Raw genomic sequence first — 13,899 nt, forward strand, 5'->3', positions numbered from 1 at the left:
GAATATATATGAGTAATATGCACACAGAAATTTTTGAAAAGAGTAAGAAGATGGTTCCAGGTGGAGTTCACTCACCTGTTCGTTCATTCAAAGGAATGACTTCAACTCCTAAATTCTTTAAGAGCGCTAAGGGTGCTTACTTTACTGACATTGAAGGTAAAGATTATATCGACTTTTGCATGAGCTTTGGGCCACTTGTTCTTGGTCACCAAAACGATACTGTAAAAGAAAAACTAACTGAGGCCCTAGGTCGTGGTTGGAGCTACGGAGCATGTGAGCCATACTCGGTAGATTTAGCAGAATACTTACTTTCACGTCTATCACACGTTGATCAAATTAGATTTGTAAACTCAGGAACAGAAGCAGTTATGACAGCTCTTCGTCTTGCTCGTGGTGTGACTGGAAAGAATAAAATTATCAAGTTCAATGGTTGTTACCACGGACACGTTGATGCCATGTTAATTAAAGCGGGTTCAGGTCTTGCAGGAGCAGCTGAATCTTCTTCACTTGGTGTTCCTAAAGGTGTCGCTGATGACACACTTATTCTAGAGCTTGAAGACCTAGATGGTGTAAAGAAGTGTTTTGAAGATCACAAAGGTGAGATCGCAGCAATTATCATCGAGCCTCTACCAGCTAATAATGGTCTCCTTATTCAAGACCAAGCATTCCTTGAAGGCTTAAGAGAAATCACAAAAGCAAATGATGCTCTTTTAATTTTTGACGAGGTTATCTCTGGTTTCCGTGTTGCATTTGGTGGTATGGCAGAGCTTACAGGAATCACACCTGATATCGTAACTTACGGTAAGGTAATTGGAGGAGGTCTTCCGGTTGGTGCAATTGCCGCTAAGAAAGAAATCATGGAACACCTTGCTCCAGTTGGTGGTGTTTACCAAGCTGGTACTCTAAGTGCAAACCCACTTGCGATGGTTGGTGGACTTGAAACACTTAAACAGATGACAAAAGAAAGCTACAAAGAACTTGAAGATAACACTCTTAGAATTGTGAATATCTTTAAGAAGTGGCTTGCAGAATATAATGATGGCCAATTTTCGAATTACAATATCATTCACCACTCTTCTCTATTCTGGATCGTTCCAGGAGATAAGATTAAGTCAGTTGGAAATATTCCAGGTAATATCGGTGAAGACTTTGTTCCATTATTTGAATTACTTCTTGAAAAAGGAATCTACCTATCTCCAAATGCATATGAAGTAGGATTTGGTTCACTTGCACATAATGAAGAAGTTGCTAAGGATTTAGAGAACAGACTTTGGAACTAAAGAAATCTTCTTCTCCATTCTTTCTGATCTCGACAATAACGACGGGATTAATCGGGCTCTTTGGCCTGTGGTGGCTCTTTTTAATTTTTAAAATGAGTGATCGCTTGGCAAAACTAAATAGTACAGAGGGCCCAGATATTGGCTCACTTATAAAATGGGAAGGAATTACATTCTTAGTTCTGATACTCATTCTAGTGAGTTCACACACTCTCCTCTTTATTAGAGATCAGAGAAAAAATCGCTCAATTGCAGCTTTCTTTGCTGGTCTTACTCATGAACTTAAGACCCCACTAGCAAGTATCAAGCTTCAATCAGAAGTGATTAAAGATGAAGTTGAAAAAGACTCTAATCAAAGACTACAGAGACTTACGACTCGCCTAATTGACGACACGATTCGTCTTGAGAATCAAATGGATAAAATCCTGCAGCTTTCTCGAATTGAACGTGGAGGGAATTTAAACTCGACAGATATTGAAATTAATCACTTCCTTGAAAAAATCATTCAAGGGGGCTACCAAGACAAGTTACAGGTTACGATAAATAAAGACGCCGAAAATATAAGCCTACAAGCAGATGAGTTTGCTTTAAGTATTATTTTTAAGAACCTTTTAGAAAATACGATTTCCCATACAGATTCAAATGAAGTGGAGATTCACATTAGCACAAAAGGCGAAGCCGTTCATATCAGATACCATGATTGTGGCAGCTTCAGTGGAGATGTCAAAAAGCTTGGAAAACTTTTCTACAAGCATCAATCGACGAAAGGTTCAGGGATTGGCCTCTACCTGTCTAAGAAGCTTATTGAAACGATGAAAGGACATTTTGATATTACTTTAGATAAAGGCCTTATCTTCAATATTCAGTTACCAATGTCTGAACAAAGTGACGGAGGAAAGGATGAGTAATTTTGGTAAAATTCTTGTCGTTGAAGATGATAACAATCTTGGAGATACTCTAAGTGAGTACTTAGGCGATATTGGCCATGAGTGCCGACTAGCAAAGAACGTTAAAGATGCTCGCTATTATTTTGAGGACTTTAAACCAAATATTATCCTAATGGATATTGGGCTTCCTGATGGAAATGGGATTGATCTTGCTAAAGACTTTAGAAAGATTAGAAAAGACTTTATTCTCCTTTTCTTATCTGCCCTAAATGACCCTCAAACAAAAGTTGAAGGATTTGAAGCAGGTGGTGAAGACTATATTACAAAGCCATTTGCTCTTAAAGAGCTAACGATTAGGCTTGATCGACTCTTAAGCTTTAAGACTAATATTGACTCACTGGAAGAAGAGATTCTAATTGGTGATTTGAAGATTTGGCCAAAGCGTTTTGAAGTGCAAGATGGCGATGGAAAAATTCTAAACCTGACACAAAAAGAATGCGCCATTTTAGAGATCTTACTAAAGAAGAAGAATGAAGCAGTAGAAAGAGATTTTATTATTGATGAAGTATGGGGTGAGGATAAATTTCCATCACAACGTACTGTAGATAACTATATTGTTAAACTTAGAAAATGGGCCGAAAGCGACTCTAAGAACTCACTAGAGATCCAAAGTGTTCGTGGAATTGGCTACAAGCTTATTATAAAGGAATAAAAATGGGATTATTTAACGATCGCAAAAATGAAAATGGAAAAGAATTTGTACCTGTATGGTTCATGAGACAAGCTGGGCGCTACCATGACCACTACCAAGGTATGAAGAAAGAAAATACATTCATGGAGCTTTGTAAGAAGCCTGAGCTTGCCTGTGAAGTAACAATGGGGCCAATCAATGATTTTAAATTTGATGCTGCTATTCTTTTCTCAGATCTACTTTTCCCACTAGAACAAATGGGAATGGGTCTAGAGTACGCACCAGGACCAAAGCTTGAAATGAAGCTTGAAACAGTTGCAGATGTAAAGGGACTTAAATTTCTAGACTCAGCAGAGAATTTCTATAAGTTCCAAGGTGAAGCATGTACTCTACTAAAAGATGCTCTTCCAAGTAACAAAACTCTTCTAGGATTTGTTGGAGCTCCATTTACTCTATATACATATGCTGTTGAAGGTTCACACGCTGGAGCACTTTATAGCTCAAAAATTGGACTATACGATGGACGTTGGGATGCATTTGTTGACCTACTTATCCCTGAGCTACTTGGAGAAATGAGAGCACAGGCAGTTGGTGGTGCAGACGCAATGTGTCTTTTTGATACAGCCGCTGGAGAACTTAACTTTGAAGATTACACACAAAAAGTTCTTCCTGTTCTAAAGAAAGTAACAGCTGAATTCAAAAAAGAATTCCCAAATAAAAAAGTAATCTACTACTCAAAAATGACTCACCTGAGATACCTACAAGCTATCGAAGATGACAATATTGATGTTCTAGGAATTGATTGGCGTCATGACCTTGGTCATGTTTTAAATACTCTAGGAAATGACTACTATATTCAGGGGAACCTTGAACCAGCATACCTAGGACTTCCTTGGGAGACTCTAGAGAAGAAATGGATGGATCTATACGAGTCAGTACAAAATGCCAATGCACCGATGAATAAATGGATTTGCGGACTTGGCCACGGTTGTCTTCAGTGGATCGACCAAGAAAATGTACGCAAGAGTGTCGAGTTAATTCAAACAAGATTCCAATATTAATTATTTGGGCGCAAAGCGCCCAAACTCCCTTCCTATAAGCCTTCTCCACCATCTATGTAAGAAGATAATAGAATCTATCTCTATTTTAATTAACTGATTGCCCCTAAAATAATTTAGTTACAGTTATATAATAACCAAGGAAGGTTAGATGAAAATTACACGCAAGATTTGTTTTCAGTTACTAGCAGGACTCTCACTACTAACATTTAACTCTTATGCATTTGAGCACAACTACATTGTGACAGGAAAGGACTTATTCCAATCGACACAAAGTCTACACTCAAATCTACAAATCGATATTATCAAGGTTGAAAAAGACCTTGTTATTGCAAAAACAAAAATAATGAGCGAGCAGGCCGAAATCTCTCACCTTGCTCACGAAGAGCACCAAAGATGTGGTGGTTTCTTTGCATTCCAAACAAAAGAAGAAGCACTTCAATTTGTTAAAGAGCAAAAAGAAAACTCTAACATTAATGCATTCTTAGCTGATTATACAATCAATCAAGAAGACCTTGTTAGATCGGCCATTGCAAATACAAAAGAAAGCTCAATTAGAAGTGTTATTGAGAAGCTTTCAAGTTTCAATAATAGATACTACAAGTCTCAAACGGGTGTTGACTCTCAACAGTGGCTTAAAGACCATTGGACAAGCCTAACATCACACCGTTCTGATATCAGTGTTGATTTCTTCAACCACTCTTCATATCCACAGCCATCAGTTATCGCGACAATCAAAGGAAAGTCTGACGATGTTATCGTAATCGGTGGTCATGGTGACTCAATCGCAGGTTGGTGGGGACGCACAAACGCTCACGCACCAGGTGCCGATGATAACGCTTCAGGTGTAGCAACTGTTACAGAAGTACTAAAGACTCTTGCTCAAAGTGGATACCAACCAGAAAAGACAATTATGTTCATGTCTTATGCAGCTGAAGAAGTTGGCCTTCTTGGTTCAAAAGAGATTGCACAAACTTTTAAAAGACAAGGTAAGAACGTTGTTGGTGTTATGCAACTTGATATGACAAACTTCAACGGTTCAAATGATGACATCACAATCATTACTGATTATACAAATGAAGCACAAAACAATTTCCTAGGTTCTTTATTAGATAAGTATCTTCCAGAATTATCTTGGGGACGTGATACTTGTGGTTACGCTTGTTCAGATCATGCTTCATGGACTGCTCAAGGCTTCCCTGCTTCAACACCATTTGAAACTCGCAAACGTGAAATGAATGGAAAAATCCACTCTTCTCGTGACACTCTAGATAATATGGGTGGAACTGCTGATCACGCTCTGAAGTTTGCGAAACTTGCACTAGCATTCACAATCGAACTTGATAGATAGGATATCTCTCGACTTTGATCAGATAAAAAAAGCCAGCTTAATGCTGGCTTTTTTATTACTTAAATTCAATTGAAAGTGGACAGTGATCACTACCCATCACATCCGGCTGATGCCAGCAGTTCTTTACTCGAGAAACGAAATCATCCGTTGACCAGAAGTAATCAATACGCCAGCCAACATTTCTTGCTCGACAGTCTCCACGATAAGTCCACCAAGTGTAGTGGCCATTTTCTTCTGGAGAAGTGAATTCGCGGAAGAGATCAGTAAAGCCTTGGGCCTTAAACTCATCCATCCATTCACGCTCTAAAGGTAAGAATCCCGTTGTCTTCTTATTTGTCTTTGGATTTGCAAGATCATTTTCAGTGTGAGCAGTGTTATAGTCACCACAAATCACGACCTCTTTCTTTGTCTTCTTCTTAAGTGCTAAGGCCTTATCAGCAACCGCACGACAGAAGTCCATTTTATATGGAACACGTCCGTGATCTCTTTGCCCATTAGGAAAGTAGCAATTAAAAAGAATATAATCGTCAAATTCAGAAATAATCGTTCGTCCTTCACAGTCAAACTCTTCAATCCCAAGTCCAATCGTGTGCTTAACATTAACACCCTTTCGAACCCAAGTTGCTACTCCTGAATACCCTTTTCTCTCGGCCGGTGCGATAAGCACTTCGTGATGATCAGGGTTATTTAAGCGATCACTTAATTGTTCAGGTAATGCCTTTGTTTCCTGTAGGCAGATTACATCTGAATTATCTTCTAAATACCAATCGTAAAAACCTTTCTTTTCGCAGGCCCTAAGACCTGCGACGTTCCAACTAGAAATTTTAGCCAAAACTAAGCTCCTAAGATCGAAATACCAGAGTCAACGTAAAGCACTTGTCCAGTTACACCATTTGCAAGGCGTGAACCTAAGAACACAGCTGCTCCACCAACATCTTCTTGAGTTACGTTACGACGAAGTGGCGACTTCTCTTCAACATCATTTAAGAAACCTTTAAGCCCTGGAACACCAGAAGCTGCAAGAGTTCTAATTGGACCTGCAGAAATACAGTTTACACGAATTCCCTCTGGACCTAGATCGTCAGCGAGGTATCTCATTGTTGATTCTAAAGATGCCTTAGCAACACCCATTACATTATATCCGTTAAGAACCTTTACTGATCCATGATAAGTAAGAGCGATTACAGAACAGTCTTTTGCCATAAGTGGCTTAAGCACATTACATACACCTAGTAGAGAGTATGCTGAAATATCTTGTGCCATCTTGAAACCTTCACGGCTTGTTTTATGGAAACGATCCTTAAGATCTGTTTTATCTGCGAATGCTAGAGAGTGAACAATAACATCAACCTCTCCCCATTTCTCTTTTACGATCTCTGCCATTTGAGTCATGTGATCTTCATTTTGAACATCTAATTCAAATGTAAACTCTCCACCAATCTCTTCACTTAGTGGTTCAACTCTTTTTTGAAGAGCTTCGTTTAGGTATGAAAATGCAAGACGTGCACCTTGTTCTTTCATTTGCTTTGAAATTCCCCATGCAATTGATTTGTCATTTGCAAGGCCTAGGACTAGAACTTTCTTTCCTTCTAAAATTCCCATTTATTACTCCATTTTCTTTTATTATTTAATAAATTTGTAGCCGACAGAGCGGATACTAATTATGTGTTTTGGTTCTTTTGGGTTTTCTTCAAAGTATTTTCTAAAACGTACGATGAAGTTGTCAATGGTACGAGTATTTGAATCCTTTTTGTAGCCTAATAATTCAAGTAACTCACCGCGCGTCACCACTTCACCCTCATTTTGAGTTAAAAGTGTCAAAATCTTCACTTCCTGCTCTGTGAGAGTATACTCCTCCCCTTGTGAGCTGGCCTTAAAGTCCGAAAAGTTAATCTCATTCGCACCAAATTGATAAACTGACACATCCTTCTTCGTCCAACTTGAGCGCTTTAAAAGACGCTTTACACGCAAAATGAACTCATCCAGATTAAAGGGTTTTGATAGGTAATCATCTGTTCCCAAATTAAAGCAGCGCACTTTTGACTTTGAGCTATCCTTGGCAGAAAGGACAAGAATAGGTGTTTTCTCATTAATCTCACGAATTTGTACGAGAATATCCTCACCACTTAAAACAGGTAACATAAGATCAAGAACAACGAGATCAAAATCTTGCTCCCGATAAAAGTTAATCCCCAAGTCCCCGCGACTTGCATGAATGACTTCGTAACCTTCGAGTTCAAGATTTAAGATAATTCCTTTTGCAATATTTTGCTCATCTTCAATAAGTAAAATACGACTCATACTAACTAACCTTATTTTTAAATAATAGTTTTAAAGTTGTTCCATGGCCTACGCCTTCACTATCTGCACTAATGCGGCCACCGTGTATTCTCATAATCTGCATCGCCATATAAAGGCCAACACCACTTCCCTTTGAAGACTTACCTGCTTGATAGAATTTTTTAAAGATATTCTTGATATCCTTATCATCAATCCCATCCCCATTATCGACAAAGAATAACTCACTAAAGCGTTTGCCTTCTTGGAAGATAATCTCCATTGTCTTAACTTCTTTGCTATTGTAGCGAATGGCATTTGTCAGAATATTCATTAAAAGAATATCAAATAGCTTGCGATCAAACTCGATTGACTCCTCATCATCGAGATGGACAAAAGAGACTTCTAGTTCCGAGAAATTATGACGATTGCGATGAACAAACTCTTCAATTGTTTGGCGAATGTTAATCTGCCTTAGATCAGGCTCAACCTTCTTTTCTTCAAGTCGTCCTAATTGGAGGATTTGCTCAATATTATCTCCCAATCTCTCAGTATCATGCCTCATGATATCCAGATATTCTAACTGCTTTTCTCTTTCAAAATTGTGGCGCTTTAGCGTATCGATAAAGATAGAAATCGAAGCAACGGGAGTCTTTAGCTCGTGGGTAAAGCCATTAATAAAGTTCTGCTGCATACGATAGAGCTGGCGAAGCTTCTGGTAGTAATAGAAAACCATACTGAAGCCCACGATTATCAATGACACAAGGATCGATAAAATGAGAATCATAACCCATGTCTCAGTCTGCTGAAACTGAACAAGAGGGATATTAGATTTCTTCACAAAGTCCGTTAACTTTGCGTTTACCTCTAAATAAGAAGAAATATAGAGATATAAAGAAATCCCTAAGGCCACTAAACTCGATATAAAGATAAAGAGTGGATGGATAAAAAATGGTCCGCGTTTAATAAGTGCCATATTGCAAATATTAGCAATTATTGGCACTATAAGTTAAGGAAATAATCTCAATAATATACCAAAGAATTTAAATCGAGGAATTTATGCAAGACATCGCTCAATTTATTGACCACACTTTACTAAAGCCTGAAGCAAGTAGCCTACAAATTAAGAAGCTATGCCAAGAAGCAAATGAGTACGGCTTTAAATCAGTATGCATAAATCCTAGCAATATCCTTGAAGCAAAGAAACACATTGATCCAAGTAAGTCTCTAATTTGTACAGTGATTGGATTCCCTCTTGGGGCCATGACAACAGAGACAAAAGTTTTTGAAACAAAAGATGCCATTGAAAAAGGTGCTGATGAAATCGACATGGTTTTAAATATAGGAAGATTAAAAGAAGGCAATCTTGAATATGTTGAGCAAGATATTGCAGCAGTCGTTAAGGCCGCCAACGGAAAAATTGTAAAAGTTATTTTTGAGACATGTCTTTTAAATGAAAAAGAAATTCGTTTAGCGGCCAAAGCATCCATAAGTGCTGGAGCTAGCTTCATTAAAACTTCCACTGGATTTTCAAGCGAAGGGGCCAATCCTGAAGTGGTCTCAATAATGATTGATGAGGCTCAAGGAAAGTGCGAAGTCAAGGCCTCTGGTGGTGTTAGAAGCCTAGAGGACGCACGTAAATATCTAGAAATGGGTGTTAAAAGACTGGGAACAAGTTCTGGCGTCGCGATCATGGAAGGTGAAAAAAATATCACAACTTCTTACTAATGTGTAAGTTTGCATCTTAGTGTGCTATTGATAGAACGTGGATGAGAGAGAGGGACTCGCACAAGGAGTTTTCATGAAGTCTATTTTGCTATCAGCAACTGTTACTTTAGTTTCAATCAAGGCGTACGCCAGCCTGCCATGTGAGCAGCTCGACCAAAATCTCGCTTATGAAAATACTCGTGAATTCATAAGCATCAAAAAGAAAATCACAGAAAATTCTCAAGTAAATGATGACATTCGAAATCGAATTAAATCACTTATTAAGAACACAAGAAATTACTACTTCAAATCAGGGTGTCAAAACCTAAGACATCAACAGCTCGGTATTTTATTAGAGCTTAACGAGCTAAAGAAGTTATAAGATTTTCTTTACCCTTGCCTACCTACTATTGCGTCCAACAAAGTGCCACAATGACTTGAGAGTCATTTGGGCCAAGGCCAGGAAGGTTATATGGAGAGAGTCACACACCAATTAACAATTTCAAAACATGCAAAGAAGAGACTGCTAGAGCGCCAAATTCACTTTAGCGAAATTGATTATTCTCGCTTAAATGAAGCTGCTCATAAATTGAAGCTAAAAGGTTCAAAAGAGTCCTTAGTTATTACTGACGAAGCTGCCTTTATTCTGGATATCGACCGCTACTGTCTTATTACAGCAGTAAATAAAGATGAACTCAGTGATAATATCTTTACTAAGATTGATGCAACAATGATCTTATAGACTATTCCAGTAATTAGTTGGAAGCTCACCTTTTTTCGCTAATTCATTAGCAAGACTTGGTACCGCTCCACCAAAAACGAGTTCACCGTTTTCGATTTCAAGAACAGAAGTCGTAAGAATATTATTTCCTTCCATGCTATTTACTTCCATCACCTGAGTGACCTTTCTTCGGCCATCATCCGTTCTTCCTAGCTGAATAATAAAATCAACAGCAGTTGAAATATATTTTCTTACAACATGGTATGGAAGATCAAAACCGGCCATTAAAAATAATGCTTCAACTCTTTGTAAACACTCCACTGGAGAATTAGCATGAATCGAAGTCATGCTTCCATCGTGTCCAGTATTCATGGCCTGAATCATATCAAAAACTTCGGCCCCTCTTACCTCTCCGATAAAGATTCGATCGGGCCTCATTCGAAGAGTATTCTTAACAAGCTGACTCATTGAGAGCCCTTCTTTTCCACTCGTTAGGCCGGCCTCAAGCCTTACACAATTTGTATTACCCACGACAAGCTCTAGCGTATCCTCAATTGTGATAATTCTTTCGTCTGGAGATACTTCCTTTAGAAGCATATTCATAAAAGTTGTCTTCCCAGAACCTGTACCACCAGAAATGAGAATATTCTTTTTGGCCTTAATAAGTGACTTAAAGAAAGGAACGTATTTTTCACTAATACCAAATAGCTGAGAATGCTTATCTAATTCGAAATTATTAGAAAGGTATTTTCTAATAGTAATTGATGTACCTTGAGAAGCGTATGGTTCACTAATAATATTAATACGTGAGCCATCGGGAAGTCTTCCATCTAAGATTGGGTTCTCATTTGAAAACTTCTTCTTATTAAATAGTGCGACTTCATTTGAAAATTCAAGAATATCTTTCTTATTAAGAGGAACATTAAGTCCAATAAACTCTCCGCCTCTTTCAACAAAAACATTCTTTGATCCGTTTATCACGATTTCAGAAATTCCCTTCTTCGTCGAAAGGTCTTCTAACATTTTCCACACACTATTTTCTGCCATATACTTCCTTCTTCACACTAACTTAAACTGTTTTTGACGCAATCAAGTCAGTGTCTCCAATACTTAAGGCGTAATTGATTATATTTTTTTGTAATTGATATTTTTGATCAGTGCTTAACATTGACTCAATTGTATCAAAACTCTGTTTCGCTCTAATTAATCCAAAAAGCTTTTCTTCACCTAAGTATTTTAAAAAGTGAACAAGCATTAGTATCAAGATATCAATACGAATATTTCTATTTTTTGATTGAGCTAATAATTGATCAATTCTACGATCAGGGAAATAAGGGTGATCCTCAATATTTTCAAGATCAGATTCATAGCAAGAAACTTTGAGGTACATTCCAAGTGAAATTAAACGAGAGTAGCCACTTACCGTTTTATCGCGAAATCGTGATTCAATTTTTTTAATATCCTCAACCTCTTCTGTCACAACCGCATGAGGGTGATTACTATTGTAGAGAAAGTTCATATAGTAGGCCAAGAGACGATCACGAATTCCATGCCAACCATACTTCTTCACAAGAGAAGTTAAATCAGTCTCCTCCCCGCCATTTAAAATACGATAAAGAATCCTGGCCATCGCAGGTGATTCAAAGAGATATCTTTGTAAATCGACAGATGTGTTACTAGAGCTTGAAACATCACTCAAAAGTAACTGACAAAATCTCTCGGGAAGTTCTACATAATCTAATTCCATAAAACTATGATAAATGAGATTTAGGTGAGATTCCAGCTTTATATTAATAAGCTGCTGCTGTTATAATAGATCTATGAAAACACCCATTTTAGAAGAATTTAAACTCAAGGCCATTGATAAAGAAGAAATTAAATTGGCGATGAAAACTTACCGTGTTGGTCATCAGCCACTTTATCTAGATGCATCGAAACTCCAAAGAGATCGACTCATTAAATTACTGGGACTCTTATCTAATGTTTTAGAGGAAGAAAATCTTTCTCCAAAGTTTCCTTACCCTTTCTACATCATCTCAGATATTGAAGATATTTGGACTCGTTTTCCTATTTTTAAGTCACTTGAGGATCTTCCCAAGTACTACCAATTTGAAGCGGCCAGGCCTACAAACAAGGAACAGAAGATATTGGACTTCATTGATATCTCAGCTTCTAATATAAGAAATGAAGATGTACAGTTATGTCTTGATGAATTCGGACGCACGATCTCTTCACAAAGAATCATTAAAGCACTTGCCAAAGAAGGTGCAAAACTTGAAAAATTAATTTCAATCATGGAAGACGAAAATGTCAGAAGATAACGGTAATGACGAGCTAAAAAAAATTGATCAGCATATAAAGAAGGTTCTAGGAGATGAGTTTGCCCCACCTCCTAAGAAGCAGTCTGCCGGCAGTGAAGAACATAAGCTGACAAATTTTCTCGATATTGAAAAGAATCGCATCAAGCAGCTAAAAGACTTCTTTCAAACGAGAGTGCCAAATGTTATTGAATTAAACCAATTTGATGAACTAATGCAAGAGCTAGTTGAGTATAATGACCAACTTCGTGCAAAAGTGTTAAAGAAGACAGTTCAAAAAGACTCTAAATTTAGTCTAAACTTAAAACAAATATTTAATAAAACTTTTATCGAATAGGAGAAGTGAATGAAGAAGATTTTTATGATGGCACTATTATGTGTATCGACTTTAGCAATGAAGCCTGCAACAGTTGAAATTTCAGGTGAAAATGGTGGTCGCCTAAATGGGAAGGCCTGGTCTTCATCAGAGCTAAAAGATAAAGTTCACGTTCTATTCTACGTTGACCCTGACGAGAAAGACTTAAATAATCATGCATCAGAGGCCCTAGCACGTGAAAAGTTTGACCTTACAAAGTATGCTTCTGTTGCAGTTATTAATATGGATGCAACTTGGCTTCCAAACTCAATTCTTGAGGGTGCTCTAGAAGACAAGCAAAAGAAATATCCTAACACTCTTTATGTAAAAGACCTTGAAAAAGTGATCGTTAAAAAGTGGAAAGGAATCGTTAAAGATGATGACTCGAATATCCTAGTTTTCAATAAGAAAGGTAGCCTTGTTTACAAGATCAATGGAAAAGCAAGCGATGCCCAAGTGAAAGAGATGATCTCAATTATTAAAAAGAATATGTAGGTGCCATGCACCTTTGGTTTCGCACCTGCTAACAAGCGGGTGCATACTCTCCCCTGTTTTCACATACGAAATATTCAACAAAATAATCCCTTTTTTTATTTTATTCATTCTTAAACTCAGTTATCAGTGCTGAATGCCAAGAAAACCAATCATTAGAACAAATCTTTGTCCATACCACATTTATATCAGAACAAATAATAAAGAATGGTTTGACATTCCCATGCCTACCGTTTGGAGCTATTGTTTAAAATCAATTAAGTATGCACAAAATCACCACCCAGTAGAGATACAAGCATTTGTCTTAATGACAAACCACTATCACCTCTTAATTTGGACACCAAATTGTGATATCGATCGCTTTATGTTCTTTATGAATTCACACCTAAGTAAGCTGATTAGAAGAGAAACAAGTCGAATAAATCGTATCTTTGGAGATCGCTATAAGTGGTCAATTGTTAAGGACCAAAAGTATTATCAAACTGTATTACGCTATATTTATCAAAACCCCAATCACAAAGGGATTACACAGCTGTGTCAGGATTATGAATTTTCGACTCTATCTTATGTTATTAATAACGAAGATTTAGGATTTAAATTAAAAGAACCAATAATTGGTGATCCTATAACTTTCCTAGAGTGGGTAAACCAAGAAGACGAAAAATTTTCATCAAATAAAATTAGAGATGGTTTAACAAGGCCTGAATTTAAAATTAAGAATAATAGAACTTCCCGGCGTATTTAGCAGGTGCGAAACCAAAGGAG

The 13,899-nt window shown here is 37.5% G+C and carries 18 protein-coding genes; 12 read left to right on the top strand and 6 right to left on the bottom strand.

Translation table 11 applies throughout. The annotated features are described in order from the left end of the window. Positions 1 to 8: 8 nt before the first annotated feature. The 5 genes from ABMA72_RS03880 (at position 9) to ABMA72_RS03900 (ending at position 5,264) form a co-directional block, all read left to right on the top strand. Complete coding sequence (locus tag ABMA72_RS03880) at positions 9 to 1,280, top strand: glutamate-1-semialdehyde 2,1-aminomutase (RefSeq protein ID WP_392856270.1); 1,272 nt, start codon at positions 9 to 11, stop codon at positions 1,278 to 1,280. After that, positions 1,271 to 2,185, top strand: coding sequence for a sensor histidine kinase (locus ABMA72_RS03885; RefSeq protein WP_392856272.1), 915 nt, complete (start codon positions 1,271 to 1,273; stop codon positions 2,183 to 2,185). The genes ABMA72_RS03880 and ABMA72_RS03885 overlap by 10 nt, the downstream gene beginning before the upstream one ends. After that, positions 2,178 to 2,876 (top strand): response regulator transcription factor, encoded by a 699-nt coding sequence (locus ABMA72_RS03890; RefSeq protein ID WP_392856274.1) that lies wholly within the window; start codon positions 2,178 to 2,180, stop codon positions 2,874 to 2,876. The genes ABMA72_RS03885 and ABMA72_RS03890 overlap by 8 nt, the downstream gene beginning before the upstream one ends. A 2-nt stretch (positions 2,877 to 2,878) precedes the next feature. Beyond that, positions 2,879 to 3,916: a uroporphyrinogen decarboxylase family protein gene (locus tag ABMA72_RS03895; RefSeq protein ID WP_392856276.1), complete on the top strand. Its 1,038-nt coding sequence runs from the start codon at positions 2,879 to 2,881 to the stop codon at positions 3,914 to 3,916. Between the two features lie 148 nt (positions 3,917 to 4,064). After that, positions 4,065 to 5,264: a M20/M25/M40 family metallo-hydrolase gene (locus tag ABMA72_RS03900; RefSeq protein WP_392856278.1), complete on the top strand. Its 1,200-nt coding sequence runs from the start codon at positions 4,065 to 4,067 to the stop codon at positions 5,262 to 5,264. Positions 5,265 to 5,319: 55 nt separating this feature from the next. Here the strand turns inward: ABMA72_RS03900 and ABMA72_RS03905 are convergent, their stop codons facing one another. From ABMA72_RS03905 to ABMA72_RS03920, 4 genes are read right to left on the bottom strand one after another with little or no spacing between them, the layout of a single operon-like run. After that, positions 5,320 to 6,096 (bottom strand): exodeoxyribonuclease III, encoded by a 777-nt coding sequence (locus tag ABMA72_RS03905; protein ID WP_392856280.1) that lies wholly within the window; start codon positions 6,094 to 6,096, stop codon positions 5,320 to 5,322. Between the two features lie 2 nt (positions 6,097 to 6,098). Further along, a complete protein-coding gene (locus tag ABMA72_RS03910) occupies positions 6,099 to 6,866 on the bottom strand; it encodes an enoyl-ACP reductase (protein WP_392856281.1) in 768 nt (255 codons plus the stop codon). Between the two features lie 21 nt (positions 6,867 to 6,887). Then, positions 6,888 to 7,565 carry a response regulator transcription factor gene (locus ABMA72_RS03915; RefSeq protein WP_392856282.1) on the bottom strand — a complete coding sequence of 226 codons (678 nt, stop codon included), beginning with the start codon at positions 7,563 to 7,565 and terminating at the stop codon, positions 6,888 to 6,890. Between the two features lies 1 nt (position 7,566). Then, positions 7,567 to 8,517: a sensor histidine kinase gene (locus ABMA72_RS03920; RefSeq protein ID WP_393056150.1), complete on the bottom strand. Its 951-nt coding sequence runs from the start codon at positions 8,515 to 8,517 to the stop codon at positions 7,567 to 7,569. Positions 8,518 to 8,600: 83 nt separating this feature from the next. On the opposite strand from ABMA72_RS03920, the gene deoC reads away from it, so the two are divergent. The 3 genes from deoC (at position 8,601) to ABMA72_RS03935 (ending at position 9,990) form a co-directional block, all read left to right on the top strand. After that, a complete protein-coding gene (gene deoC, locus ABMA72_RS03925; protein ID WP_393056152.1) occupies positions 8,601 to 9,269 on the top strand; it encodes a deoxyribose-phosphate aldolase in 669 nt (222 codons plus the stop codon). 73 nt (positions 9,270 to 9,342) lie between these two features. Beyond that, positions 9,343 to 9,630 carry a hypothetical protein gene (locus tag ABMA72_RS03930; protein WP_103216828.1) on the top strand — a complete coding sequence of 96 codons (288 nt, stop codon included), beginning with the start codon at positions 9,343 to 9,345 and terminating at the stop codon, positions 9,628 to 9,630. A gap of 90 nt (positions 9,631 to 9,720) precedes the next feature. Beyond that, the gene (locus ABMA72_RS03935) at positions 9,721 to 9,990 is read left to right on the top strand and encodes a flagellar protein (protein ID WP_392856286.1); all 270 of its coding nucleotides are present in this window, start codon (positions 9,721 to 9,723) and stop codon (positions 9,988 to 9,990) included. On the opposite strand, the gene ABMA72_RS03940 is transcribed toward ABMA72_RS03935, so the two are convergent. Both ABMA72_RS03940 and ABMA72_RS03945 read right to left on the bottom strand, forming a co-directional pair. Beyond that, entirely contained in the window at positions 9,985 to 11,016 is a 1,032-nt protein-coding gene (locus ABMA72_RS03940; RefSeq protein ID WP_392990036.1) for a CpaF family protein, read from the bottom strand. The genes ABMA72_RS03935 and ABMA72_RS03940 overlap by 6 nt on opposite strands. 22 nt (positions 11,017 to 11,038) lie before the next feature. Then, positions 11,039 to 11,716 carry a hypothetical protein gene (locus tag ABMA72_RS03945; RefSeq protein WP_392856291.1) on the bottom strand — a complete coding sequence of 226 codons (678 nt, stop codon included), beginning with the start codon at positions 11,714 to 11,716 and terminating at the stop codon, positions 11,039 to 11,041. A 73-nt stretch (positions 11,717 to 11,789) separates the two neighbouring features. Here ABMA72_RS03945 and ABMA72_RS03950 point away from each other — a divergent pair, with 73 nt between their 5' ends. From ABMA72_RS03950 to ABMA72_RS03965, 4 genes are all read left to right on the top strand, one after another. Continuing rightward, positions 11,790 to 12,290, top strand: a complete 501-nt coding sequence (locus ABMA72_RS03950; RefSeq protein ID WP_392856293.1) for a hypothetical protein — start codon at positions 11,790 to 11,792, stop codon at positions 12,288 to 12,290. Continuing rightward, entirely contained in the window at positions 12,277 to 12,624 is a 348-nt protein-coding gene (locus tag ABMA72_RS03955) for a hypothetical protein (RefSeq protein WP_392856295.1), read from the top strand. Before ABMA72_RS03950 ends, ABMA72_RS03955 begins: the two co-directional genes overlap by 14 nt. A 9-nt stretch (positions 12,625 to 12,633) precedes the next feature. Continuing rightward, positions 12,634 to 13,137: a YtfJ family protein gene (locus ABMA72_RS03960; RefSeq protein WP_392856296.1), complete on the top strand. Its 504-nt coding sequence runs from the start codon at positions 12,634 to 12,636 to the stop codon at positions 13,135 to 13,137. 133 nt (positions 13,138 to 13,270) lie between these two features. Further along, complete coding sequence (locus ABMA72_RS03965; RefSeq protein WP_393056154.1) at positions 13,271 to 13,879, top strand: transposase; 609 nt, start codon at positions 13,271 to 13,273, stop codon at positions 13,877 to 13,879. The last annotated feature ends 20 nt before the right edge of the window (positions 13,880 to 13,899 follow it).

The organism is Halobacteriovorax sp. CON-3, from assembly GCF_043196995.1.
Lineage (GTDB): Bacteria > Bdellovibrionota > Bacteriovoracia > Bacteriovoracales > Bacteriovoracaceae > Halobacteriovorax_A.